This is a genomic window from Frigoribacterium sp. PvP054 (assembly GCF_040547465.1).
In the GTDB taxonomy this organism is placed as follows: Bacteria; Actinomycetota; Actinomycetes; order Actinomycetales; family Microbacteriaceae; genus Frigoribacterium.
On the sequence record NZ_JBEPPU010000005.1, the window covers coordinates 127936 to 151876 of the forward strand.

Annotated in this window: 25 protein-coding genes; 16 read left to right on the top strand and 9 right to left on the bottom strand. The window is 71.5% G+C overall.

Annotated features, from left to right (window positions below; all coding sequences use genetic code 11):
* Nucleotides 1–2: 2 nt before the first annotated feature.
* Entirely contained in the window at nucleotides 3–818 is an 816-nt protein-coding gene (locus tag ABID81_RS09000) for an Fpg/Nei family DNA glycosylase (protein WP_354594460.1), read from the top strand.
* A gap of 82 nt (nucleotides 819–900) precedes the next feature.
* On the opposite strand, the gene ABID81_RS09005 is transcribed toward ABID81_RS09000, so the two are convergent.
* The 3 genes from ABID81_RS09005 to ABID81_RS09015 all read right to left on the bottom strand — a co-directional run bounded on the left by ABID81_RS09005 (nucleotide 901) and on the right by ABID81_RS09015 (nucleotide 4414).
* Nucleotides 901–2154, bottom strand: a complete 1254-nt coding sequence (locus tag ABID81_RS09005) for a hypothetical protein (RefSeq protein ID WP_354594461.1) — start codon at nucleotides 2152–2154, stop codon at nucleotides 901–903.
* A 55-nt stretch (nucleotides 2155–2209) separates the two neighbouring features.
* A complete protein-coding gene (locus ABID81_RS09010; RefSeq protein WP_354594462.1) occupies nucleotides 2210–2746 on the bottom strand; it encodes an RNA polymerase sigma factor in 537 nt (178 codons plus the stop codon).
* Nucleotides 2747–2824: 78 nt separating this feature from the next.
* On the bottom strand, nucleotides 2825–4414 hold the full coding sequence (locus ABID81_RS09015) for an endo-1,4-beta-xylanase (protein WP_354594463.1): 1590 nt from the start codon (nucleotides 4412–4414) through the stop codon (nucleotides 2825–2827).
* A 289-nt stretch (nucleotides 4415–4703) separates the two neighbouring features.
* Here ABID81_RS09015 and ABID81_RS09020 point away from each other — a divergent pair, with 289 nt between their 5' ends.
* Nucleotides 4704–5414: an ANTAR domain-containing protein gene (locus ABID81_RS09020; protein ID WP_354594464.1), complete on the top strand. Its 711-nt coding sequence runs from the start codon at nucleotides 4704–4706 to the stop codon at nucleotides 5412–5414.
* On the opposite strand, the gene ABID81_RS09025 is transcribed toward ABID81_RS09020, so the two are convergent.
* A complete protein-coding gene (locus ABID81_RS09025; protein WP_354594465.1) occupies nucleotides 5411–6127 on the bottom strand; it encodes a response regulator transcription factor in 717 nt (238 codons plus the stop codon). The genes ABID81_RS09020 and ABID81_RS09025 overlap by 4 nt on opposite strands.
* A 171-nt stretch (nucleotides 6128–6298) precedes the next feature.
* Here ABID81_RS09025 and ABID81_RS09030 point away from each other — a divergent pair, with 171 nt between their 5' ends.
* The 4 genes from ABID81_RS09030 to ABID81_RS09045 all read left to right on the top strand — a co-directional run bounded on the left by ABID81_RS09030 (nucleotide 6299) and on the right by ABID81_RS09045 (nucleotide 10659).
* Entirely contained in the window at nucleotides 6299–7225 is a 927-nt protein-coding gene (locus ABID81_RS09030; RefSeq protein ID WP_354594466.1) for a bacteriorhodopsin, read from the top strand.
* Between the two features lie 73 nt (nucleotides 7226–7298).
* Nucleotides 7299–8483, top strand: a complete 1185-nt coding sequence (locus ABID81_RS09035; RefSeq protein WP_354594467.1) for a lycopene cyclase family protein — start codon at nucleotides 7299–7301, stop codon at nucleotides 8481–8483.
* A gap of 59 nt (nucleotides 8484–8542) precedes the next feature.
* Nucleotides 8543–9586 (top strand): Brp/Blh family beta-carotene 15,15'-dioxygenase, encoded by a 1044-nt coding sequence (locus ABID81_RS09040; RefSeq protein ID WP_354594468.1) that lies wholly within the window; start codon nucleotides 8543–8545, stop codon nucleotides 9584–9586.
* Nucleotides 9583–10659, top strand: a complete 1077-nt coding sequence (locus ABID81_RS09045) for a sodium:calcium antiporter (RefSeq protein WP_354594469.1) — start codon at nucleotides 9583–9585, stop codon at nucleotides 10657–10659. The genes ABID81_RS09040 and ABID81_RS09045 overlap by 4 nt, the downstream gene beginning before the upstream one ends.
* 115 nt (nucleotides 10660–10774) lie before the next feature.
* Here ABID81_RS09045 and ABID81_RS09050 read toward each other — a convergent pair whose 3' ends face one another.
* Nucleotides 10775–11530: an SDR family NAD(P)-dependent oxidoreductase gene (locus ABID81_RS09050; RefSeq protein ID WP_354594470.1), complete on the bottom strand. Its 756-nt coding sequence runs from the start codon at nucleotides 11528–11530 to the stop codon at nucleotides 10775–10777.
* Between the two features lie 94 nt (nucleotides 11531–11624).
* Here ABID81_RS09050 and ABID81_RS09055 point away from each other — a divergent pair, with 94 nt between their 5' ends.
* A complete protein-coding gene (locus ABID81_RS09055; RefSeq protein ID WP_354594471.1) occupies nucleotides 11625–12227 on the top strand; it encodes a TetR family transcriptional regulator in 603 nt (200 codons plus the stop codon).
* A 179-nt stretch (nucleotides 12228–12406) separates the two neighbouring features.
* Nucleotides 12407–13252, top strand: a complete 846-nt coding sequence (locus ABID81_RS09060) for an alpha/beta fold hydrolase (RefSeq protein ID WP_354594472.1) — start codon at nucleotides 12407–12409, stop codon at nucleotides 13250–13252.
* A 93-nt stretch (nucleotides 13253–13345) separates the two neighbouring features.
* On the opposite strand, the gene ABID81_RS09065 is transcribed toward ABID81_RS09060, so the two are convergent.
* The gene (locus ABID81_RS09065; protein ID WP_354594473.1) at nucleotides 13346–14326 is read right to left on the bottom strand and encodes a zinc-binding alcohol dehydrogenase family protein; all 981 of its coding nucleotides are present in this window, start codon (nucleotides 14324–14326) and stop codon (nucleotides 13346–13348) included.
* A 113-nt stretch (nucleotides 14327–14439) separates the two neighbouring features.
* Between ABID81_RS09065 and ABID81_RS09070 the strand changes: the two genes are divergently transcribed.
* From ABID81_RS09070 to ABID81_RS09090, 5 genes are all read left to right on the top strand, one after another.
* Nucleotides 14440–15048, top strand: coding sequence for a cysteine hydrolase family protein (locus ABID81_RS09070; protein ID WP_354594474.1), 609 nt, complete (start codon nucleotides 14440–14442; stop codon nucleotides 15046–15048).
* 20 nt (nucleotides 15049–15068) lie between these two features.
* Nucleotides 15069–15509: a MarR family winged helix-turn-helix transcriptional regulator gene (locus ABID81_RS09075; protein ID WP_354594475.1), complete on the top strand. Its 441-nt coding sequence runs from the start codon at nucleotides 15069–15071 to the stop codon at nucleotides 15507–15509.
* A 189-nt stretch (nucleotides 15510–15698) separates the two neighbouring features.
* Nucleotides 15699–16196, top strand: a complete 498-nt coding sequence (locus tag ABID81_RS09080; RefSeq protein ID WP_354594476.1) for a VanZ family protein — start codon at nucleotides 15699–15701, stop codon at nucleotides 16194–16196.
* Nucleotides 16197–16391: 195 nt separating this feature from the next.
* Nucleotides 16392–17921: an MFS transporter gene (locus ABID81_RS09085; protein ID WP_354594477.1), complete on the top strand. Its 1530-nt coding sequence runs from the start codon at nucleotides 16392–16394 to the stop codon at nucleotides 17919–17921.
* A complete protein-coding gene (locus tag ABID81_RS09090) occupies nucleotides 17914–18894 on the top strand; it encodes an alpha/beta hydrolase (RefSeq protein ID WP_354594478.1) in 981 nt (326 codons plus the stop codon). The genes ABID81_RS09085 and ABID81_RS09090 overlap by 8 nt, the downstream gene beginning before the upstream one ends.
* A 108-nt stretch (nucleotides 18895–19002) precedes the next feature.
* Here the strand turns inward: ABID81_RS09090 and ABID81_RS09095 are convergent, their stop codons facing one another.
* Both ABID81_RS09095 and ABID81_RS09100 read right to left on the bottom strand, forming a co-directional pair.
* Entirely contained in the window at nucleotides 19003–20037 is a 1035-nt protein-coding gene (locus tag ABID81_RS09095; RefSeq protein ID WP_354594479.1) for a hypothetical protein, read from the bottom strand.
* On the bottom strand, nucleotides 20034–20399 hold the full coding sequence (locus tag ABID81_RS09100) for a PadR family transcriptional regulator (protein ID WP_354594480.1): 366 nt from the start codon (nucleotides 20397–20399) through the stop codon (nucleotides 20034–20036). Before ABID81_RS09100 ends, ABID81_RS09095 begins: the two co-directional genes overlap by 4 nt.
* A 139-nt stretch (nucleotides 20400–20538) precedes the next feature.
* Here ABID81_RS09100 and ABID81_RS09105 point away from each other — a divergent pair, with 139 nt between their 5' ends.
* Both ABID81_RS09105 and ABID81_RS09110 read left to right on the top strand, forming a co-directional pair.
* Nucleotides 20539–21114, top strand: a complete 576-nt coding sequence (locus ABID81_RS09105) for an RNA polymerase sigma factor (protein ID WP_354594481.1) — start codon at nucleotides 20539–20541, stop codon at nucleotides 21112–21114.
* Between the two features lie 121 nt (nucleotides 21115–21235).
* On the top strand, nucleotides 21236–21541 hold the full coding sequence (locus tag ABID81_RS09110; protein ID WP_354594482.1) for a hypothetical protein: 306 nt from the start codon (nucleotides 21236–21238) through the stop codon (nucleotides 21539–21541).
* 129 nt (nucleotides 21542–21670) lie between these two features.
* Here ABID81_RS09110 and ABID81_RS09115 read toward each other — a convergent pair whose 3' ends face one another.
* Nucleotides 21671–23221, bottom strand: coding sequence for an AAA family ATPase (locus tag ABID81_RS09115; RefSeq protein ID WP_354594483.1), 1551 nt, complete (start codon nucleotides 23219–23221; stop codon nucleotides 21671–21673).
* 197 nt (nucleotides 23222–23418) lie between these two features.
* Between ABID81_RS09115 and ABID81_RS09120 the strand changes: the two genes are divergently transcribed.
* A complete protein-coding gene (locus tag ABID81_RS09120; protein ID WP_354594484.1) occupies nucleotides 23419–23832 on the top strand; it encodes a hypothetical protein in 414 nt (137 codons plus the stop codon).
* The last annotated feature ends 109 nt before the right edge of the window (nucleotides 23833–23941 follow it).

Below are 23941 nucleotides of genomic sequence, written 5' to 3' on the forward strand. Positions count from 1 at the left end.
GCATGCCGGAGGGTGACAGCGTCCACCGACTCGCGGCGCGCCTCCGTCCCTCGCTCGTCGACCGGCTCGTCGTCGACGGTGAGCTGCGGTCCGGCGGCCGGGCGGGCGACTCGCTCGCCGGCCGGCGCGTCGTCGAGCTCGACACCCACGGCAAGCACCTGCTGACCCGCTTCGACGACGCCACCACCCTGCACACCCACCTGCGGATGCAGGGTTCGTGGACCCTCACCCGACCCGGCCGGGTCCTGCCGTCCCGACTGCAGCGACAGGTGCGCGTGCGGGCGCGGCTCGACGACGGTCACACGCTGTGGGGCGTCGACCTGCCCGTGGTCGACCTCGTGCCGACCCGCGACGAGCACACCCTGATCGGCCACCTCGGCCCCGACCCGTTGCGCCCCGACTGGGACCCCGAGGAGGCGCGACGTCGCCTGGCCGCCCGCCCCGACGTCACGGTCCGTGCGGCCCTGCTCGACCAGCGTCCGATGGCCGGCCTGGGCAACCTCTGGGTCAACGAGGTGGGCTTCCTGCGCGGCGTGCACCCCACGACCCCGGTCGGCGGGGTCGACCTCGTGAAGCTCGTCGACGTCGCCGCGCGGGCCCTGCGGTTCTCGGCCACGACGCCCGGCGCGTACCAGGTGACGACGGGGCGCACCCGCCGCGGCGAGACGCACTGGGTGGTCGGCCGGGCCGGTCGCCCGTGCCTCCGCTGCGGCACCCGCGTCGAGGCCCGCGACGACCCGCCCGGCCCCGACGGTCGCTCGCGGCGGGCGTGGTGGTGCCCGCGGTGCCAGCCCGCGGCGGGCGGCCGCGACGGGTGACCGCCCCGCGCCCGAGGCACCCCCGCGCCCGAGGCACCCCCGCGCCGGAGGCGCCCCCGCGCCGGGTGGACGCCGACGCGGTTCAGGGGCGAGCGGCGATGATCGTCTCGGCGACGGCGGTGAGCAGCGGGGCCTGCTCGGGCGAGAAGCGGTTGGGGTAGCCGACCTGCATCCAGGAGTCGTCGACGAGCACGTCCAGCCAGCACGAGAGTCCTTCGGCCGACGAACAGCGCAGCGTCGCGTCCTGGGCGCCGGAGACCACCACGGGGGTCGCTCCACCGGCCGGGTCGTCGCCGTCGCGGAACGTGTCGGACGCCGACTCGTAGGCCCACCGTGCGCCGGGGGCGATCTCGACGTCGATGCCTCCGACCGCACCGTCCGGCACCTGCACGCCGTCGGGCATCGACCACCGACACTCGTACGTGTCGGACTGGGTCCGCTCGATGCCGTCCTTCGTGCCCGGCAGCAGGTCGATCGCCACGTCGGACAGGCCCGGGGTGCCGAGGACCTCGCTCATCGGCCGGGCGGTGGCCAGGGCCGGGCACCCGCCCGACGGGTCCCACCGAGCGGACGACTCGGGCGCCACCCACGGGCGGGCCGGCGTGAGGGGGACCACGACGTCGACGACGCGGGAGAAGAAGCTCGTCAGCAGAGCCGTCGCGTCCGGGGCCAGGGTCGGGGACTGGTGCCACCTGAACTCGATCCAGAACGACCCGGCCACGATGCTGCCGTCGCACTGCCCGATGGTGTCGTCGCACGACAGCACCGACGCGTCGCCGAGGCCGGCGGCGGCGGCCCCGGCGGCCCTGCGTTCGTCGATCCACGTCCGACCCGCGTCGACGTCGGACGAGACGTCCATGATGAGGGAGGCGGACGCCGAGTCGGTCGACGACCCCCACATGCAGGTCCGGACGCCCGCCTGACGCAGACCCGCGATGTCCGGCATGAAGACGTCGGGGAAGTCGTTGAACTGGTCCGGCGCGCGCAGCAGCGAGCCGAGGGACGCCTGATCGGCGACCGCGGCGCAGTCCAGGGGCAGCGACGGGACGGGAGCGGCGAAGTCGGGTGCCGGGGCGTTCGTCGGCGTGCTCGTGGGCGACGGGGTCGGGCTCGGCGTGGGCGTCGGGGTGACGGACACCGAGGCGGGTGGGGCCTGCTCCTCGGGCTCGTCGAACGGTGACGGGATGAGCCCCAGGGCGACGCCACCGCTCGCGAGGCCGAGGCCCACCAGGGCCAGGACGCCGAGGCTCCCGCCGACGACCCGGCCTCGGCCGCGACGGCCCCGACGGTCGCCCGCGACCCCCTCGAGGACGCCTCGCCTCACCGAGACGGTCATGGTGGTCAGCTCGTCGGCGGTCGGAGGGACGTCCCTCCACCCGCCTCGATCGTCGTCAGCGTTCACCGTCGATCACCGCCTTCCGGAGTCTCGTCCTGGATCTCAGGACACGTTGCTTCACGGCGCCGACGCTGACGCCGACGAGCTCGGCCGCCTCCGAGTACGAGCGACCGTCGACGAGGCAGAGCTCGCACACGCGACGGTCGGTCTCCGAGAGCGTCTCGATCTCGGCCCGGACGAACCTCAGGCGATCCCTGGCCTCGTCGTGGTCCGCGGGGGCGGCCAGGTCGTCCGGCAACTCGTCACTCGCGTGACGCATGTTCTTCCGGTTGAGGTTCAGGGCGTGGTGGCGGCAGGTCACGAGGAGCCACGGGAGCAGCGACTCGGTGCCGGCGACCGTGTCGGCCTTGCGCCAGAGGGTGAGGAACGTGTCCTGCACGACTTCCTCGACGTCCATGCGTCGTGACGTGATCGCCCACGCGTACCGCGTGACGGCCGCCGTGTACCTGTCCAGCACCGTCGCCAGCGCCGTCGTGTCCCCTCGGGCCACCTGCCTCAGCAGGTCCTGGTCCGGACTCGTCGTGTGATCCACGTCCACCCCCTCCACCCCGGCAATGTCGTCGACGTCGCGAAGGTCACAAAATCGTCCTGCCCGGCCGGGGCGCCGCACTCAGCCAGTGAGGACCGTCCTCAGGGCGTCGTACGCGGGGGTGGGCGCACCGTCGTCGAAGAGCAGGTCGTGCCCCTGCTGCGGGCGGCCCTCGTCGTCGACGAACCAGTCGTACCGGTCGTCGACACCCCAGGTCGTGTACGAGACGCAGGCCTCGGAGCGGAAGCAGGCCGTGAGGACGGTGGCGTACTGCTCGGCCTGGGCGTCCTGCCCCTCGTCGTCCGTGACGTCGTTCTCCGAGATGCGGACGAGCAGCCCCGCGTGGTCGAAGGCGTCGAACGTCTCGGCGAGGTCGTCGGCCGAGATCGCGTCGGTCCCGAGGTCGTAGACGTGGGCCTGGAGGCCCACGCCGTCGACGAACCCTCCGCGCTCGTTCGTGTCGAGGGCCAGCCGCAGCAGGGCGTCCTGGCGCGGACCCGGCACGTCGGCGCCGTTCTCGTTCACGAACTGCCGGACGTCCGGGTCGGCGTCGTGGACGGCTCGCGAGACGACCACGGGGTAGGTCGGCCCGAAGACCCGGTACCAGACGTTCTGCTGCAACTCGGTCCCCTGGTCGACGTCGAACGGTTCGTTGACGACGTCGAGCGAGTCGAGCCGACCCCGGAAGTGCGTGACGACCGTGGTCACGTAGTCGAGCAGGGCGTCGGCGCTCGACCGTCGCTCCTGCTCGGTGTCGGAGGGGAGCTCTCGCATCCAACGGGGCATCGCCTCGCTGAACGCGATCGTGTGGCCGTGCACCGCCATGCCGTGGTCCTCGGCGAGGTCGAGGAGCGCGTCGGCCTCGTCGAAGAGGTACTCGCCCCGACGAGGCGAGATCGCCTGCGGTTTCATGGCGTTCTCGAGGGTGAGGGCGCCGAAGTCGCCCACGAACTCGTCGGCGTACCGGGGGTCCGAGGCGAGCGGGCCGAGCGCCACGGCGGCACCGACGACGAAGTCCGGGCGGGAGCGGGCGGCGAGCGCCTGCAGACCGTCCGGCGAGGCCTCGGCTCCCGCCCAGGCGGGGCCCGCGGCGGACAGCGAGTCACCGGCCGGGGCCGTCGCGGTGAACGAGCCGACTCGGAAGGTCCCCTCGTCGCTCGACAGGCCGAGCCAGAGCTCGCCGGACCCGAGGACGCCCCCCAGGGGCGCCGAGAACACCGTCTCGCCGTCGTCGACCACCTCGAGCAGGTCGCCGGACCGACGCACCGAGAACTCGGCCTCGGGGTCGTCGATCGTCACGTGCTCGTCCACGACCGGCCGGGGGTCGGTCGCGTCGTCCGGCGGCGACCCGTCGAAGACGGCGATGCCGAGGTCGTCGCCACGGAACGTGAGCCGGACGCCGGCCGGTTCGAGGCGGAACTCGTCGGCGACCACCGGTGGGCTGTCGTACACGGCCAGGGTGGCGTCGGCGGTCACGTCCGCGAACGAGGCGCTGAGGCTGACGTCGCCCGGGGCCACGAGGTGGGTTCCCGCGAGGTCGAGCGGCGGGTCCGGCTGCCCGCCCGACCCGTCCTGGCGCACGATGCTCCGTCCCGTGGCCGCCACCCGCAGGCCGTCGTCGTCGGCGACGACTCCGGGCACGTGCCGCCAGTCCTGTCGGAGGACGTCCACGACCGTCCCCTGCTCGGGTCGCGGGGGCGACGACGTGCACCCCGCCACCAGGAGGCCGACGGCCACCAGCGCCACGACGCACCGCCGCGCCCCCGCTGCTGTCGGCTCCACGTCCGTTCGCTGCTCCACCCACGTCACGCTACCCGCGCCTCCTCACGGGCCCTCCACCCCTCGACCGGCGACCGGGCCAGTTCGCAGACTCGGGTCCTAGTGTCGGGCCACGCGGTCTCCCACCGCTGGAGCAGGGCACGACCGGCCACTTCGAATCATCGAATCCTGGAGTGCCCCCGTGGCCGCCCACCGTGAACGACGCCTGCTGTACGCCATCGTGCGCCTGATGGGCGACGCGACCGGTCCCGATGGCCGCGACGACCGCCTCCAGGTCCTCGTCGACGAATCCGTCGCCCTCTTCGACGCGCACGCGGCGGGCCTGATGCTCTTCAGGCGATCGGGTGAACTGCAGATCGCCGCGTCGACCGGGCACCACAGCGGCCTGCTCGAGCTGCTGCAGGTCGAGACGGACCAGGGGCCCTGCCTCGAGGCGGCCCGGACCGGCCAGGTCGTCGCCGTGCCCGACGTGACCGCGGTCGAGGCACGCTGGCCGCACTTCAGCCGCAGCGCCACCGACGCCGGGTACGCCTCGGTGCACTCGATCCCGCTGCGGCTGCGCGACGACGTGATCGGGTCGCTGAACCTCTTCGGCGAGGAGGCCGGGGCCCTCGACCCGGACGACGTCGCCGCCGCCCGGGCGTTGGCCGACATCGCCACCATCAGCATCGTGCAGCAGCGGGTCGTGGACGACGGCGAGGTCGGCCGGGCCCAGCTGCAAGCCGCCCTCGACAGCCGCACCGTGATCGAGCAGGCCAAGGGATGGATCGCCAACCGCAACGCGATCAGCCCGGAATCGGCCTTCGGCCTGCTGCGGGACCACGCCCGGCGCAACCGGCTGCCCCTGACCGAGGTCGCCCTCGGCGTGCTGGCAGGGCGCATCGTCCTCTAGGTGCCGTCACCGCTCCGGCCGCCGATCGCCCCGGGTCGTGCCGGTGACCCGACGTCGCCCTGTGTGAGCCGGATGCTCTGGTGGTCGGGGCGGAACCCGTGGTCGGAGCCCCAGAGCACCGCGTCGACCCGGTTCACGGCACCGATCTTGCTGTACAGGGTGCGGATGTGGGTCTTGATGGTGTTCGGGCTGAGATGGGCGAGGACGGCGATGTCGGCGTTGCTCTTGCCCTGGGTGATCAGCGCCAGGATCTCGGATTCACGGTCCGAGATGCCGAGCGCCCGACCGGGCCAGTCGACCGCCGGTCCGCTCCGGACGCGGGCACGCGCCCCGTGGACCACGCTCTCGCCGGCGGCGACGCGCTCGAGCCCGTCGACGAGGTCGGCGGCGGCCAGGCTCTTGGGGAAGTACCCCCTGGCGCCCCGCGCCAGGGCGGCCTCGATGAGGTCGTCGTCCATCTTCCAGGTGAAGACCGCCACGTGACGGTTGAGCGGGTTGGCGACGAGGCGTGAGACGTCCTCGTCGTCCGGCTTCGGCTGGGCGAAGGTGTCGTAGAGGGCGACGTCGACCACCGTGTCCACCCGCTCGCGCGCGTTGATCTCGACGATCTCGATCCGCTCGGCGAAAGGCTCGAGGACGCGGGCCAACCCCTCGACGACGATCTCGTAGTCGTTGACGAGCGCGATCCTGGTTCGTTCCGTGACGGGGGACATGCCTCCATGAATTCACCCCCAGGGGTGACACGACCGCGATCCCCGGGTGCTTGTGTCGAATGAGTCAGCGAACTCGCAGCCTCCGGGCCGGGACCGCGACCCGGGCCGCCACTCGACCGCCCGACCACCCCGGGCCCCCTCTGCGCGCCCACCCCCGGAAGGAACACCCCCGTGTCCGATGCCCTAGCTCCCTGGAACGCGTCCCTGACGCTGGCCGAGCACTCGATCATCGTCTATTCGCTCTCCGTCGCCGGCCTGGCGCTCTTCGCGTTCTTCGTGAAGTCGCTGGTGTCGACGAAGGAGATCACCCAGCGCTACCGCCCGTCCGTCTACGCGGGCATGTGCATCACCGGCATCGCGTTCCTGTCGTACCTGCTGCTGGTCCTCGCCTTCGCCTTCGGGTACGAGCGGGACGGCGACAGCTGGGTGCCGAACGCCACGGCGATCCTGTCGTGGGCTCCCCGCTACTTCGACTGGACGGTCACCGTCCCGCTGCTCGTCATCGAGCTGCTCGCCGTCGCCACCCTCGCCGGTGCCGCCGCCCGCCGGGCGCGCACCGTCGGCATCGCCGCGGCGTTCCTCATGATCAGCACCGGCTTCGTCGGCGGCGTCGTCATCGACTCCGGGACGAACATGGGCGCCCTCTGGCTGTGGGGCGTCATCTCGGGCCTGTTCATGGTCGTCCTGTACGTGCTGGTGATCTACGTCGTCGTCAAGGGCAGCCGTGACCTGGCCGGCACCGCCGTCCCCGCCACGCTCCGCAACGCCGGAATCCTGCTCATCGTCACCTGGCTCGCCTACCCGATCGTCTTCGGCCTGCAGGGCTGGGGCCACGGCGGCGCGGTCATCACCTGGATGCAGGTCGTCCTCTCAGCCGCCGACATCGTCGCCAAGGTCGGCTTCGGCTCGATGATCCACAAGATCGCCAAGATCCGTTCGGCGATCGACGTGGAGCAGGGAGTCGACACCCACCCCGAGTCGATCTGGATCTCGTCCGAGAAGCTGTCCGACGCCGCCCCCGCCGCGTCGGCCCCGGCCCGCACCGTCCCCGCGACCGACGCCTCGGGCACGCGTGGCGGACGTGCAGCCCGTCGCTGAGCCGACGAGCAGCCGCTCGGCGGGGGTGCGGGACGCTCGCGTCCCGCACCCCCGCGCCGTCGGCGCCGATCGCTTGCCGCCCCGCACGGTCGACGTCGCCGTCGTCGGGGGCGGCTGCTCGGGGCTCGCGGTCGCCGGGGAGCTGTCCCGGCGCGCGCCAGAGCTCGAGGTGCTCGTCCTCGAAGGGCGCACGCGGCCCGACCCCCGGGTCTGGTGCTCGTGGGACGACGGCTCCGACCCCGTCCCGGAGGCGCGCTCGGCTTCGTGGGACCGCTGGGAGGTCCGCACCCGCGCCGGCATCAGCACGGGAACGGACCCGGACCACCCGTACCGGATGGTCCGCGCCGAGGACCGCCGCGAGGCCGTCGACCGCCGCCTCGCCGAGAGCAGGGTGGCCGTCGTCGACGGCGCGGCCGTGCACGACTTCGACCGCCGTGCCCACGACGGTCGGCACGTCCTGCAGACCGGGGCGGGGACGGTGGAGGCGCGGCTCGTCGTCGACGCGACCGGTCACGACCCCCTCCCCTCCCCGCAGCACGGCGCGGTGCTGCTGCACCAGCGCTTCGTCGGCCTCTGGATCTCGACCGCGAGGCCGGTCTTCGACCCGACGACGGTCACGCTGATGGACTTCACCGACGCCCCCGACGACCAGGTCCGGTTCGTCTACGTGCTGCCGGTCTCCCCCACCGAGGCCCTCGTCGAGAGCACCGTCTTCACCCCGGAGCGTCGCTCCTCGATCGACTTCCGCGCCCACGTGCGCGACTACGTCCACCGTCGGTGGGGCCTCGAACCGCACGAATGGACCGTGACCGGGTCGGAGAGCGGATGCGTCCCGATGACCGACGCCGCGCCTCCTCGGCCCGGGGGCGACGCGACGATCGCGACCGTGGCCGGCGTGGTGCGCCCGAGCAGCGGGTACGGGTACGCCCGGGCACACCGCCACGCCCCCACCGTGGTGGACCACCTGCTCGACGGCACGCCGGCCCCGGCCTTCCGCGACACCTGGCGCACCCGTGCCCTCGACGCCGTGTTCCTGCGCTTCCTGCGCGACCGGCCCGACGCGGCGCCCGAGGCCTTCCGACGCCTCTTCACCCTGCCGGGACCGCTCGTGGTGAGGTTCCTCACCGAACGCTCCACGCCGAGGGACGAACTGCGCATCGTCCTCGTCCTGCCCAAGGCGCCGTTCGTCGCGGCCCTGCTCAGGACGGTCCGCGAGACGTGCGTCGCGCGGTGGCGCCGGTCGGCGTGCCGCGCGTGACCGCGACGGCAGCCGCGGGGCCCGCGTCGAGGGAGACCTCGACCGAGGTGGGGACGGTCGTGGCACGACGCGTCCTGGCACCGGTGACGGCGGCCCTCGCCGTCGTGACCGTCGTCGTGGGACTCGTCCGCGCAGGGGGCGTCGAGATCCCGCTCGAGGTGCAGCTGGTGCCCTTCGCGGTCAGCATCCTGGTGTTCGGGCTGCCCCACGGAGCCCTCGACCACCTCGTCCCGGCGCGGCTCCGCGGCGACGGCCGCGTCCTGCGCTCGGTCGCGGTCGTCGTCGCGCTCTACGCCGTGCTCGGCGCCGCGACCGCCGCCCTCTGGCTCGTCGCGCCCCTCGCCGGCATGCTCGCCTTCATCGCCCTGACGTGGTTCCACTGGGGTCAGGGTGACCGGTGGATCGACCACCTGATGGGCGACGGGACGGTCGGGGGCGCCGCCGCCGCCCTCACGATCGCCGCACGCGGCGCCCTGCCGATGCTCGTCCCGCTCGTGGCGCACCCCACCGACTACTCGTCGGTCGTGGGCGAGGCGGCCTCGGCGGTGGGCCGCGCCTCGACGGCCCCCGTGGGCGCCCTGTCGATCACGACGGGGTGGCGCGCCGTGGCCGGCGTGATCGTCCTGGCCCTGGTCACGGCCCTCGTGGCAGCCGTCCACCGGGCCCGCCGGCCCGTCGCGCGGACGGTGACCGAGGTGGTCGTGCTGGCGGCCTTCTTCTGGGTCGTCCCGCCCGTCCTCGCCGTCGGCCTCTACTTCACGCTCTGGCACTCGGTCCGTCACGTCGTGCGGCTCGAGCTCACCGACCCGGCCGGGGCGCGCGATCTCGCCGCAGGCCGGCTGTTCCGGCCCTTCCTGCGCTTCCTGCGCCAGGCCTGGCCGATCACCCTCGTGGCCCTCGCCATCCTCGTCGGCACCGGGGTGCTGCTGGGCGACGACGGTCTCGGCGTCTACCTCGTCGTCCTCGCCGTCCTCACGACCCCGCACGCCGCGGTCGTCACCTGGATGGACCAGGTGCAGGGCGCCTGGACCGGCCGGGGCCCCACCGGCACCCGGCCCGACGACCACCACATGCCGGAAGGCACACCCCGAGGAGTTGCATGACGATCATGGACACCCTTCCCCTGTGGCTCCTGGCCGTGATCTTCGTCGCCGGCGCCGCCGTCATCTGGGTCGCCGGCGTCCAGCTGTCGAAGACGACCGACGTCCTCGACTCCCGACTCCACCTCGGCAGCGCGCTCGGCGGACTGATCGTCCTCGCGGTGGCGACCAACCTGCCCGAGATCGCCATCACGGTCAGCGCCGCCGTCTCGGGCTCGCTCGAGGTGGCCGCCGGCAACATCCTCGGCGGCATCGCGCTGCAGACGGTGGTCATCGTCGTGCTCGACGCCTTCGGCAAACGGGGCTCGTCGGCCAAGCCGCTCACCTACCGGGCGGCCTCGTTGGGGCTGCTGCTCGAAGCACTGGTCGTGGTGGCGGTCCTCGCCGTCGTCATCGCCGGAACCCAGCTGCCCACGTCGCTCACGGTGGCCCGCCTCACGCCGGACGTCGTCCTCATCGCCGTCATCTGGCTCGTGGGCCTCTTCCTCGTCCGGCGTGCCGGCAAGGGCCTGCCGTGGCACGAGGCCGGAGCGGCACCCGACACGTCGACGCCTCGACCGAGCGGACACCGGACGCGCTCGAACCCGTCGCCGACGACCATGAGCACGAAGAAGGCCGCGGTCGTCTTCGGCCTGTCGGCCCTCGCCACGCTCGTCGCCGGCGTCGTGCTCGAACGCGCGGGCGATGCGGCCGCGTCGCAGATCGGGTTGTCGGGGGTGCTGTTCGGCGCGACGGTCCTGGCACTGGCGACGAGCCTGCCCGAGATCTCGACCGGGTTGCAGGCCGTCAAGCAGGGCGACGACAACCTCGCCGTCAGCGACATCTTCGGCGGCAACGCGTTCCTGCCCGTGCTCTTCCTCGTCGCCACCCTCATCTCGGGGCAGGCGATCCTGCCCCGGTCGAACACCAGCGACATCTACCTGACCGCCCTCGCCGCGCTGCTCACCCTCGTCTACGCCGTCGGCCTGCTCTTCCGGCCGCGACGACGCATCGTGGGCATGGGCGTCGACTCGTTCGTCGTGCTCGTGCTCTACCTGATCGGCATCGGCGGTCTCGTCGCCATCACGATCGGCTGACGCCGGCGGCCCGGCGCGTCGTGTGAGACCGTGCTCGAACTCGACCTCGGGGTCCCCTGGCCCCCGCGCCTCGCCCCACGTCCGTCACGCTCGATCTCGGCCTGTCCGGGGTGCGTCACCAGGGTGCGCGGGTGCCGTCCCACGACCAGAGGGCACCGGTCGGGCCGTCGTCGGGCAGGAGGGCCAGACGGACGATCCCGGCCGCCGCTTCGGCCGGGTCTCCTCCGACGGACATGCCCGGGACGATGCCCGTCCTCCTCAGGCCGGGTGCGACCGCGTTCACCTTGAACCGGTCGCCGAGTGCTTGGGCGGTGAGCAGCGTCACGCCGTTCACGGCGGTCTTCGAGGTCCGGTAGGCCAGCCCACCACCCTTGACAGCTTCCCAGTCGAATTGCGGATTCGGCCCGGCGTTCCACGTCAGCGACCCCGTGCCGCTGGAGACGTTGACGATGCGCGGGTGCGCCGAGCGGCGAAGCGCCGGCAGGAACGCCTGGGTGACTCCGATGAGGCCGAACACGTTGGTGTCGTACGCGGTGCGGAGCTGCTCCAGTGTCGTGCCGTCGATGTCGTCTCCGCCCGGATTCACCCCCGCGTTGTTGACGAGCACGTCCAGCTCGCCGACCTGCGCGGCGGCGGCCTCGACCGACACGGCGTCCGTCACCTCGAGTTGCACGACTCGCGCGGACGGCCCCAGGGAACGCGCCGTCCGCTCACCCTTCTCGACGTCGCGGGCTCCCAACCAGACGGTCACGCCGTGTCGGATCAGCTGGCGCGCGACGTCCAGGCCGATGCCACTCGTCGCACCGGTCACCAGGGCCACGGTCCCAGGGTGAGCGTGCTGGCGAGTCTCCGGTAGGCGTTCGATCTGCATGTCGTTTCCATCCCATCTTCCAACTCCAACGCTGTAGTTGGAGAATAGCAGTGGCCCTTCGGAATGCCAACCGCGGCGTTGGTATCGTCGTCGGATGGCTTGGGACACAGAGGGGACGCGTCGCCGACTCCGGGAAGCGGCACTGACCGAATTCGCTCGATCCGGATTCGACGGCACCACGGTGGCGGCCGTCGCCGATCGGGCAGGGGTGAACAAAGAGCGCCTGTACAGCTACTACGGCGACAAGAAGGCCCTGTGGGACCTCGTGCTCGGGACGGAACTCGAGCGCCTGGCGGCGGCGGTGAGCGTCTCGGGGACCGATCTGGAGGACATCGGCGAATTCGCCGGGGCGTTGTTCGACTACCACGCAGCCCACCCCGAGCTCGGTCGTCTGCTCCAGTGGGAGGGCTTGCGGGGCGGACCGCCTGCCGACGCGATCGCTCGAAGGGCGCACTACCAGGACAAGATCGAGCAGTTCCGCTCCGCTCAACGAGAAGGTGCTCTCGATGCAGCCCTGGACCCGGCCCATCTGGTCTTCGCCCTCATCGCCCTGGCCGCCTGGTGGCAGACCGTGCCGCAACTCGCGGAGTTGATCACGGGAGCCTCGCCTGACGACGAAGAACGAGCTCGCCGCCGCCACTTCGTCGTCGAAGCAGCTCGACGACTCTGTGCCACGACTCCGGTCCGAGGCGGATGAGACCGAGGCCCCCCGGGCGTGGCGTCGGTCCCGCCGGCGAGGAGCACACGAAGAGGCCGATGTCCCCGCCCCGACCTACCGCCGGACTCCTGGGCCCTGTTCAGCGTCCGACGGCCGGAGCCCCTGTCGGACACGCGAGACCTCCCCGCCACCCGAACGACGCAGTAACGTCTGGCCCCATGGACGCACACGTACGAGCCGTCGACACGACAGACGGCGGACGACTGGCCGTCACCCACTGGCGGGCAGAGGGGCCGACCGTCGTGCTCCTGCACGCCGGCGTCACCGACCAGCGGTCGTGGACCGCCGTCGCGGGAGACCTCGCCCACGAGCAGGTCGACGTCGTCGCGTACGACAGGAGGGGCTTCGGGGCCAGCCCCGCAGCCGAGACGACATCCACCTTCACCCATGTCGCGGACCTGACGGAGGTGCTCGATCACCTCGCTCTCGATCGGGTCATGCTCGTCGGCAACTCCCTGGGCGGCGCACTGGCACTCGACGCCGCGCTCCTGCACCCTGACCGCGTGACGGGGGTCGTGCTCATCGGAGCAGCCGTGTCCGGGATGACCGACGACGACACCCCGTTCGACTGGCGACCGGACACAGCCACCGCACACCTCATCGACGAAGCCGACGACGCATCCCTCAGCACCGACGATCGACTTCGAGCCCTCGCCCACCTCTGGCTCGACGGTCCGGCAAGCACCGAGGGAAGGGTCGGCGGTGGAGCCCGAACCCTCTTCTCCGAGATGAACCGAGACATCGTCGACGTGGACGAGACCGGTCCGACAGGTGACGCCGGTGTCGATGCATGGACGCGCCTCGCCGAACTGACCGTGCCCGTCCTGAGCACGTGGGGAGAGCTCGACCTACCGTGCGACATCCCGTTCTACGAAGAAACCGCCCGACGCATCGCCCAGCGCCCGGGCCGCGTCCTCCCGAAGGTGGCGCACCTGCCAGGGCTCGAGCAGCCACGACTGGTGGCCGATCTCATCGGGGACGAGCTCCGTCGCCTGCAGCGATGACAGGGACTCCTCACGCCGACTCGTGCCGTGGAGCGAGCGCCCCGCAGCCCGCTCGGCGATCCCCTGTCGGACGCACTCGGCGGACGATCGGCATCACCGGACCGTCACGACCAGCTTCCCGGGTGCCGCACCGGACTCCATGTCCGAGTGGGCCTGCACGATGGCGTCGAACGCGTACACGCGGCCGATCGGCACGGTGACCCGGCCGGCCCCGACAGCGTCGAGGAAGTCCTGCAGCACGGCCGCCGGCAGATCGCTGGCCTCGCCCGAGTAGGCGGTGAGGCGGACCCCGTTGGGCAGGTAGTCGATGGGGTAGAAATCCGGCACCGTCCACTGATCACTGAGCATGCCGGTGAAGCAGACCGTGCCGTGGACGGCGGTCGCCCGGAGGGTGTCGCGGAGCGTCGGCGCGCCCACCAGCTCGACCGCGCCGGAGACCCCCTCGGGGACGATGCGGCGCACGGCATCCGTGATGGCTCCGTCGTCGATGACGACGTGGTCGACGCCCGCAGCCTCCAGGACGGCGGACTTGGCGGTGCTCCTGGTGGTGGAGATCACCGTCATGCCTCGCTGCTTGGCGATCACGGCGAGGGCGAGGCCGACCGAGGAGGTGCCGCCCCGGATGAGCAGGGTGTCGCCCGGCTGCGCGTCCACACCGGTCACCAGGGAGCCGTAGGCGGTCTGCAGCATCTCGGGGATCGCGCCGATCACGCTCCAGTCGAGGGAACTCGTGAAGGGGACGACGGAGGCGGCAGGCACCGTGACGTACTCGGCGTAGCCTCCGTCGATGGTCCGCCCCATGCCGCCCATCAGGGCCGCGACCTGGGTGCCGGGCTCGAACTCCCCGCCTGGCGCCTCGACGACGACACCGACCGCCTCGATGCCCGGGACACGCGGGAACGACCCGAACGACCCGAGGCCCTGTCGGAAGTGCAGCTCGGAACGGTTCAGGCCGAACGCCCGGACCTCGATCAGCACCTGGCCTGCTGTGGCGCCAGGACGCGGGACATCGCGGATCTCCAGGACGTCCGGGGCGCCCGGTCCGTCGAGGACGATCGCTCGCATGGTGCTCATCTCGCGCCTTCCTGACTCCCGGATCGTCCCGGTAAGTCACACAAAGTAGTTGACGAGGAATATAGTTCCTCGGAGTGCACATCCGCACCGACCATCCGAAGGAGAGCTGCATCATGTCGACCACCCTCGGCCCCACGACCACCGCGGTCCTCGTCATCGACATGCAGAACGACACCGTCCACGCCGACGGGGCCTACGCCACCTCCGGCGCAGTCGAGCACGCGCAGTCGCAGGACGTCGTCGCGAACGTCGGCTCCGTCGTCGACGCCGCCCGCGCCTCCGGGGCCCCCGTCTTCTACAGCCGCATCGTCGTCCACCCGATCGCGGGCATGAGCGGCACCAACGCCCCGATCTTCCGGATGCTCGCCCCCGACACGTTCAAGCTCGACAGCTGGGGCGCCCAGATCGTCGACGAGCTCACCCCGGTCGCCGGCGACGTCGTCCTCGACCGCACCCGCATGAGCGTCTTCAACGGCACCGCGATCGACAACATGCTCCGCAACCTCGGCATCGAGACCCTCGTCGTGGTGGGCGCGTGGACGAACATGGCCGTCGAGCACACCGTCCGCGACGCCGCCGACCTCGGCTACCGGGTGACCCTCGTCGAGGACGCCACCTCGAGCCTCAGCGCCGAGTGGCAGCACGCCGCGACGAGCTTCGCCCTGACGAACATCGCCACCGTGAGCGACACCGCCAGGGTCACCGCCGCCCTCGCCGGCTGACCACGATCCGCCCTGACGACATGAGCCTCTACGACGTGTTCTTCGACCTGACCCGCGCCGAGATGCACCTCTGGGACCGCATCGACGACGCCCTCCGCGCCGAGATCGACGTGCCCTTGGGGCGGTTCGAAGCCCTTCTCGTCCTCCGCCGGCTCGGGCCCTGTCGCATCCTCGACGTCTCCCGCGAGCTCGCACTGACGGTCGGCGGGACGAGCAAGCTCGTCGACAAGCTCGAGACCACCGGCCTGTGCCTGCGGGCACCTAACCCCGACGACCGGCGGTCGTCCCTCATCACCCTCGCCGAGGCCGCCCGGGCCGTCGTCGACCGCGGTGAAGCAGTGATCGACGTGACCCTTCGAAGCCACCTCGGCGTCCACCTCAGCAGCGACGAGCTCAGCGCACTGAGGCGCGCGCTCCACGTGCTTCGCCAGGCGAGCAGGGCTGACACCTCGCCCGTGTAGCCCTCGTTCCCCGGGGCCGCGCCGACGTCAGCGCATGTCGGCCGATCGCGTCAGATGAGCGAGCCGTCGTCGGCGGAGGCGCTCCACCGGGGACCTGCGATGCGACGCCGGGCATCGGAGCGGCTGCTCGGTCGGGACCATCCGGCCGTCGATGCACGCTCTGCCCGTCGGCGTCACTACGGTTGTCCGGTGCTCTCCACGCTCCTGGCCCAGGTCTCCTGGCTCCCCGCGGTCGTCCTGCTCCTCACCGTCCTCGTCGGCCCGTTAGTCGGGACCGCGATCGTGCGACGACCGAAGCTGCTCAGGGTCCTGTGGCTCGTATCCCTCGTGATCCTCGCGGGCCTGACCCTCTACCCCGAGGGCGGAGCCGGGCGCGACGTCACCTGCACGATCGAGGCGCCCTACTTCTCGTTGCGGGCCGCCGAGACGCTGGCGAACGTGCTGCTGTTCATCCCCCCGGTCGTCCTCACCGGTCTGCTCTTCCGACGCCCCGCCCTGGCCGCCCTGGCGGGCAGCGTCGCATCGGCACTGATCGAGCTCGGCCAAGCGGTCGTCCCGGCCATCGGACGCGCCTGCGACACCGGGGACTTGATCACCAACACCACGGGCGCCGTCCTCGGCGGCGTCATCGCCGCCACAGCCCTGTCACTCGCTCGCCGGCGCCAGGGCCACGCCACCGGCCGCTGAGACCCCACCCCCTCCGCACGACGACCCCGACTCGCCACGGCTCCGGGCGGACGGACCCGCGACGGACGGAGTCCTTCTCCGGCGCGAGTCCGTGTATCGTGCTCACCACCGAGGTAAAAGGCGCCGCGCCCTGCGACGCACCCGCACGCGGCATCGAACGAGTCGCCACTTCTTCCCTCGAAGGAGTGCGCCCCCGTGACCCCCAGCCCCTCTCTCCCCCGCCCTCGGCTGCGCGCCGGCGACGCGCCTCCACGGTTGTCCGACGCGTGGATCGCCCTGGCCGGGTTGTCCGCGGTGTTCCTGTTCGAGATGCTCGACACCTCGGTGCTGAACGTCGCCCTGCCGACGATCGGCCGTGAGCTCGGCTCGTCGACGACGGGCCTGCAGTGGGTGTCGGGCGCCTACGCGGTCGCCTTCGGGGGGCTCATGCTGCTCTGCGGCGCCGTCGCCGACCGGGTGGGGCGCCGCCGCGTGATGCTCGCGGGCCTCTCGCTGCTGGCCGTGGCGAGCCTCGCCACCGTGGCGGTCACGACGACCGAGCAGCTCGTCGCCGTCCGCGTGCTGACGGGCGTCGCCGCAGCGATGACCACCCCGGGGTCGATGGCGTTGGCGTTCCGGCTGTTCGACGACGAGGGCCTCCGCGTCCGGGCCCTGACGGTGATCTCGACCGCGGGGCTCGTCGGCCTCGCCGTCGGCCCGACCGTGGGCGGGTTCGTGCTCGCCGTCGCTCCGTGGCAGGTGCTGCTGCTGGCCGACGTGCCGATCGCCGTGCTGGCGTTCGTCGGCATCCGGTGCGGTGTCGCCCGGGACGACGCCGAGGGGCTGCGGCGAGACCCCGTCGACGTGGGCGGCGCACTGCTGGGCACCGCGACCGTGGCGGGGCTGCTCGTGACGCCGACCGTCCTCGTCGGGCCGGCCAGCGCCTCCTCGTGGGGGTGGGCCGTCGGCGGGCTGACCGTCGTGTACGGTGCCGCGTTCGTCGTGCGTCTGCGGACGGCGCGGCATCCGGTGGTCGACCCGCACCTCCTCGCCCGTCCCCTGGTGTCGAGCGGCCTCGCGTTCAAGGCCGCCTCGGGCCTGGCCGTCGCCGGGCTGTCGTACCTCGTGACGCTGCAGCTGCAGTTCGCCTGGGGTTGGCCACCGGCCCTCGCCGCGGTGGGCACGCTGCCGCAGGTCGTCGTGCTCCTGGCCGGGGGTCGTCTCGTGGGGCCGTTCGTGCAGCGGGTCGGCCTCGGCCGGGCGGCGTGGATCAGCGCGGCCGCCGTCGTGTCTGGACTCGCGATCTTCGGCGCCCTGAGCCGTCACGGGTACGCCTGGGTGCTCGTCGCCCTCGTGCTCGTCGCTGCCGGCATGCGCGTCGTCGGCGTCGTCGCGGGAGCCTCCGTGCTCACGGGGCTGCCCGCCGACCGCACGTCCGTCGGCGCGGCCCTCGTCGACACCTCGAGCGAGCTCGCGGGAGGAGCCGCGGTCGCCGCCGCGGGCACCATCGTCGCGGCCTTCGTCACCGGCAGCATCACGACCATCCCGTGGACGCCCCAACGGCTCGGGGACTTCGAGGACGCCCTCACCGTCGCCGGGCTCGGCCTCGCCGCCATCGCCGCCCTGCTCGTCGTGGTCGGGACGTTCCGGGCACGGACCGCCGCCCCTGCCACCAGCGCCGCCGCACCTGCACACTCGACCACTCCCACCCCCACCCCCACCACCCAGGAGCCCTCTCGTGCCTGACACCACCACCCTGCCCCGCCCGCCGTTCGACCCCGAGTTCGTGCCGTTCCTCGAGGCGATGGACGCCCGCGGCCGCTTCCACCTCGAGACCGCGATGCTGCCGCGCATGCGACAGCTGGAGACGACGGAGGCGCAGCTCGACGAAGGACTGCGCGCCCGCGGCCTCGAGAGACGCAGCATCACCGTGCCCGGGCACCTCGGCGACCCGATCGCCCTGGCCGTGGTCCAGCGCATCGGCCGCACCGGGACGGCGGCCTGCGCCTACGCGGTCCACGGGGGCGGCATGATGTTCGGCCACCACCTCGGCAACCTCGACTCGTACGACGACTGGCTGCTCGTGCACGACGTCGTCCTGATCAGCCCGGACTACCGTCTCGCCCCGGAGCACCCCGACCCCTACCCGGTCGAGGACTGCTACGCCGGTCTCGTCTGGGTCGCCGAGCACGCCGACGAGCTCGGCGTCGACCCCGCGCGGATCGTCCTCGTCGGCCAGAGCGCCGGGGCCGGACTGGCCGCGGGCACGGCGCTCCTCGCCCGCGACCGACAGGGGCCGGCCGTCGCCGGGCAGGTGCTCGTCAGCCCCATGCTCGACGACCGCGACGCGACCGTCTCCGCCCGGCAGTTCGACGCGGTGGGCGTCGCCGACCGAGAGATGACCCGGTTCGGCTGGGACGCCTACCTCGGCGACCGTCGCGGCGGCGACGACGTGTCGATCTACGCGGCACCCGGCCGCGCGAACGACCTCTCGCTTCTGCCGCCGGCGTACGTCGACTGCGGCAGCGCCGAGGTGTTCCGCGACGAGACCGTCGCCTACGCCAGCGCGCTCTGGGCGGCCGGCGTGCAAGCGGAGCTGCACGTGTGGCCGGGGGCGTTCCACGGGTCGACGAGCATGATGCCTGGAGCGACCCTCTCGCGCCGGGCCTTCACCGCCCTGCGCGACTGGACCGGGCGCCTCCTCGACCCCACGCCCTGACGGCACCCGGGGCGGGCATCCGAGATCGCCCGCTCCGGGCCCGCACCGGGCGGACTCGACAGCGAGTCATCCGGTTCCACGGCTTGCGTCGGTGGCAGGTCGATGTCGTCAGGCCGCATCTGGTGCTCCGTGAGGCCGCCCCTCGTGCCGCGCTCGGGGTCGCACCGTGAGGGCCGCGATCGACAGGGCAACCCACACCCCGACCATGGACACAGCCAGGACGACGGCCGAGGCATCACCCCCGAGGAAGGTCGCCCAGTTGACCAGGACGCTGGCTGCCCAAGGCACGACCGTCAGGACGAGTGTTCCCGAGAAGCGGTCCCCCGTGACTCGGAAAGCGACGCCGGCGGCCAAGGCGACCACGATCATGATGCCCACCACACCGGGGGCCAGCAGCCCGCCGGCCCAGAGGTACCGGTTGAAGAAGTCGTACCAACTCGGCCGTCCCGCCGCCAAAGGGACCGATGCCGTGTCGAGCTGGTTCATGATCAGCAGCGCCCCGGACAACGCGGCGAACCAGCCCGTGGCTGAGGCGGCCGTGGTCCACTTCCGGTGCGGCTTGCCCACGGCAGCGACGAGGCCGAGGCCTGCGAGGAGGACGAACGTCACCCGGTCAGGGCTCGGGTACACCACCGCGTACTCCGGTGACGACGGGGTCTGCGCGACGACCAGGACGACGGCGAGGACGGCGGCACCCAGAGTGCTCAGTCTGGCGGCCGTGCTTCGCCTGGCGAGCACGAGTGCACCGGCCAGGACCCACAGCACCGTGACCAGGACACCGGCACTGTTGAACGGGCCGAACGGGTCGAGAGCGAAGGCATGAGCCCCGGGGTTCCAGGGCATCCAGTCCTGCACGATGAAGTAGACCAGTGACCACGCCACTCCTGTGGCAAGGGCGAAGCTGGCAGCCTGGTCCCGGGAAGTCGCCGGGAACACGGCAGAGAGGCGGGCACCGAGCCCGTGGGCAGCCAGGTCGAGCATCTCTGCTCGGCGCGGGCGCACACGCCCTTCTTCCTCGGCCATGTCGAGCAGTGTCCCCACCACCGCGTCCTCGTTCTCTCGTCGCCAACGCCCCGGGTACCACCGGAGCTGCCGCCGATATCGCTGCTCCAACTGCTGCAGATCCACGCCGACGACGCTCACGAGACACCTCCGACGCGCGCCTGGCCGGCGATGCCCCGTGGCCGCCATTCGGAGATGCGAGCGCGGGCCGCCGCGGCGTTCGCTTCGAGACGGCTTGCCGTGGCGCGGAGTTCGTCGATGCCTTCGGCGGTGACTTCGAAGTACCGGCGGTTCCTCCCGTCGACCACTTCGTCGCCAGCCACGGCGACGAGCCCCTGCTCGACGAGCCGGTCGAGTGCGGCGTAGAGGGTGCCCACCTTGAGCTGGACTCGGCCCCCGGAGAGTTCTGCCGCATCGGCGATGAGTGCGTAGCCGTGCTTGCGCCCGCCGGCGAGTGAAGTCAGGACGACCATCGTCGGCTCGCGCATCTCAGATCGGGTCATGTGCCCACTATATTCAATTGACCGCAATATTCAAGCGACTTCACTCCGTTCAGTCGGCCGCGCAGAAAAACCTGCCCCTGCGGTCACAAAATGGCCACGCCTGGCACTTCACTACTGAGAGCGGAAGTGAGGACGAGCAGTGAAGCGACGATCGACATCGGGCGAGACCGAGAACGAACTGGTGGCTCGCGCGCGCGGCGGGGACATCGCCGCGTTCGAGGCATTGACCCGTCTGCACGTCAGGAGTGTTCTCCGGTACGCGGCCTCGGTGGTGACGGATCGTGGCAGTGTCGAAGACGTCGCCCAAGAGGTCCTGCTCGTGGCCTGGCGCCGCCGAACGGACCTCGACCCAGAACGTTCCCTATTGCCGTGGCTGCTGGTTGCGACGCGCCACATCGCGATCGCGACCAACCGCCGAGCAATCCGCCAAGAGGCCGGCGACCTCGACACGGTGAACCACCTCCACCAGTGGGAACGCGGTCAGGACCGTCGCAAAGCGACTGAGGAACTCGCACACCTCCGAGAGGCCCTCGACGGTCTCCCCAAGGAGGATCGCGACCTCGTCCGGCTCTGCTTCGTCGAAGGCCTCTCCTACGACGAAGCTTCGGCGGCACTGGGCCTGACGCCTCCCGCGACACGCAAACGCGTCCAGCGCATCCGCGTCCGGTTGCGCTCCTTCCGCACAGCCACCTCCGGCACGCAGTACGAGAACTGAAAGCAGGGCGAACATGACGAACACGAACTGGTCTGGCACAGAACTCGATGCCGCTGCAGGTCGAGTAGAGCACGCCCTCTCGCGCAAGCTACGCGGTCGACAGCGCCTCCACCGCGGTGGGATGGCTGCTGGCGTCGTGGTGCTCGGCATCACGAGCGTCGCAGCCGCTTCCACACTGCTGCCTCCGCAGACCAAGGGTGAAGTAAACGGTGCCGCTCCGTACATCACGGCCGTGTCCTCTTGCCTCGAGACCGCAGGCTGGAACGTGTGGCTGGCCCCGTCCGACGGTCTCGACCCCGCTGCGGACAGCATCCACTTCTCGGTGAACGGCTACGAGCAACTCCGCTTCGCCGACGACATCGACCGGTGCCGCGCCGACGTCGCCCGGACGAACAACGTGGACGTGAAGGACGTCATCGGACTCTGATGGCCCCTGGTGGCCGATCCCCTCTCGGGACGGGACGTGCATGAGGATGCTGAGCGATCGCGAGAGGCCCTTCCAGCCTCTCGTCGGTGTGGCGTCCTTGTTCTGCCGCGCCTCTGGATCGTCGAGTGCCTACCGGGCTTCGACCTCGTCGTCGCCCTCCCAGGGGTCCGACGACTCGTTCCAGATCGCGTCCCCCGAGCCTCCCCGCGATTCCCACATCTCTCTCGTGACGACGATGTCCGTGCCCTCTTCCGAGAAGCCGTGTTCCGCCTCATCGAGATCTCCGGTGGAGGCCCCGTTTCCCGAGAGCAGGAGGCGCGTCAGGGCTTCCCCGGACGACAGCAGGGTGTCGAGGGCGGCGGCCAGGTCGGTGTCGTCGGGCTGCTCAGACCTCAGGGCGGCTCGGAGCACGCTCCGCCTGATCAGCTCTTTCGCGAACGAACCCGTCGTCCCGTCGGCGCGGTCGGCGGCGGCGTCGAGAGCGGCGTCGCTGAACGACAGGCCCGAGGCGTAGCGACGGAAGAGTCGGCGGCGGGCCGCCTGGTTCGGCAGCGGGATCTCGACCCCCAGGTCGACGCGACCGGGCCTGGTGGCGAGGGCACGCTCGAGGACCTGCACGCGGTTGGTCGTCATGACGAACGCGACGTCCGCGTCACCGTCCAGCCCGTCGAGGGCGTCGAGCACCTCGAACAGCAGCGGTTGGGGGCTGTAGCTGCGTTCCATGGCCACGAGGTCGATGTCTTCGAGGACGACGATCGAGGGCTGGAAGGTGCGCGCGATCTCGGTGGCCGCCGACACGAACTGGATGCTCGAACCCGTCAGGAGCACGGCCGTCACCTCGGGAGTCCGCGCCAGCAGGTGCCGGACGGTCATGGTCTTTCCGGTGCCGGGCGGGCCGTAGAGAAGCAGGCCGCGTTTCAGGTGCTGGCCGGCGGCGACCAGTTCGTCGCGGTGTTCGCCGATGCCGACGACGTGGTCGACGACGGTGTCGAGGACGCCCTCACCCAGGACGACGTCGTCCGCGGTCACCGTCGGCCGGCGCAAGAACGTCGCCCCAGCCTCCTGCCCGTATTCGGTGGCGGTGAAAGAGAGCACGTGCCCGCGCAGGACGCTGTGCTCGACCATCAGCTCGCGCAGTCGCCCGAGGAAGACCGGCACGATCGCCTCGTCCGCCGCGATGACCTCGAGGGAGGCGCTGGCACGGCCGAATTGGGGTGCGGCGTCCCGTTGCACGACGATCAGCCGGCTGCCGTCGACGTCGAGCAGGCGAACTCCGAACGCGACCACGCGCCGCGAGGTGTCGGGCCCCGTCGCACGGGCGACGTACGACACCGGTCCGGGCGCGAAGGGGGTGTGCGGGTTGGCGATCAGTTCGCCGACGGACATGTGGAAGCGCTGGTCTCCGCCGCTCACGCCGAGCAACCGGGCGACCTGCCCGGAGGGCTCCCGACTCTCGTCGGCCAGAACGGCGAGTGCGATGTCCGCGTCGACCAACCGGTGCGGCTGAACTTCTTCGGTGATGATCGCCAAGCTGCTCGCGTCCGCTCCGAGGTGGGCACTGATGACATCACCCAGTGGTGTGCGCTTCGATGCATCCTCGGAGGTCGCGAACTCCTCGACGCGCTTGAGGTACCGGGAGATCTGGCGCATCAGGTCCAGGTCGAATCGATCAAGCGGCATCGCAGTCCCTCCGTTCTGGCGGCCATGCGCCGCGAACCGAAGGTAGCGGACTGTCGGTCGCCACGAGCAGACCCCTACGACACCTCGACCGTTCGCGACCTCACGCGGTCACGACCACGAGCGGGAGAGGCCGGGGCCGAGTGTGGACCCCTGTTGTGGGCATGGCAGTACGTGATCGCCTTTCCTAGGCTCCGAACATGGACCACCTCTCCGGCTCGATGTCCGCTCTCCTCCCGATCGCACGCGAGCACGCTCTTGCGTCCGTCCCCTCCCGCGGCCCGATGCTCCCCTTCGCCTTGACCGACGACGGACACGAACGAAAGCTGCAGCGGTGCATGGCCGAACGGCTGGAGGACGCCCTGGAGCAGACGTACCAGGTCGTGTCCTCCGTGGCGGGGCTGGAAAGCGCCGTGATCGTGTGGGACGGCTACTTCACAGGCACCGACGGCCGGTCCGAAGCCGTCTTCTTCGAGGTGCACGAGTCCGGGGCTGCGAACAGTGTCGTCTCGGTGCAGCGCTACCGACGCGCGGGCTTGTTCACCAAACGCATCCTCCCCGTCGGCGGGCTCGAGCAGGTCGTCGACGACCGCCCGACGTTGATCAAGAACTGATCACCACCTCGACCTCGACCCTGACCGCTTTCCGACAAACAACCAGTTTGCAGCGGTCGGCCTGATCGTGAGCGCCGCGACGCTGCTCATCCTCGGGGCCTACCTCGAG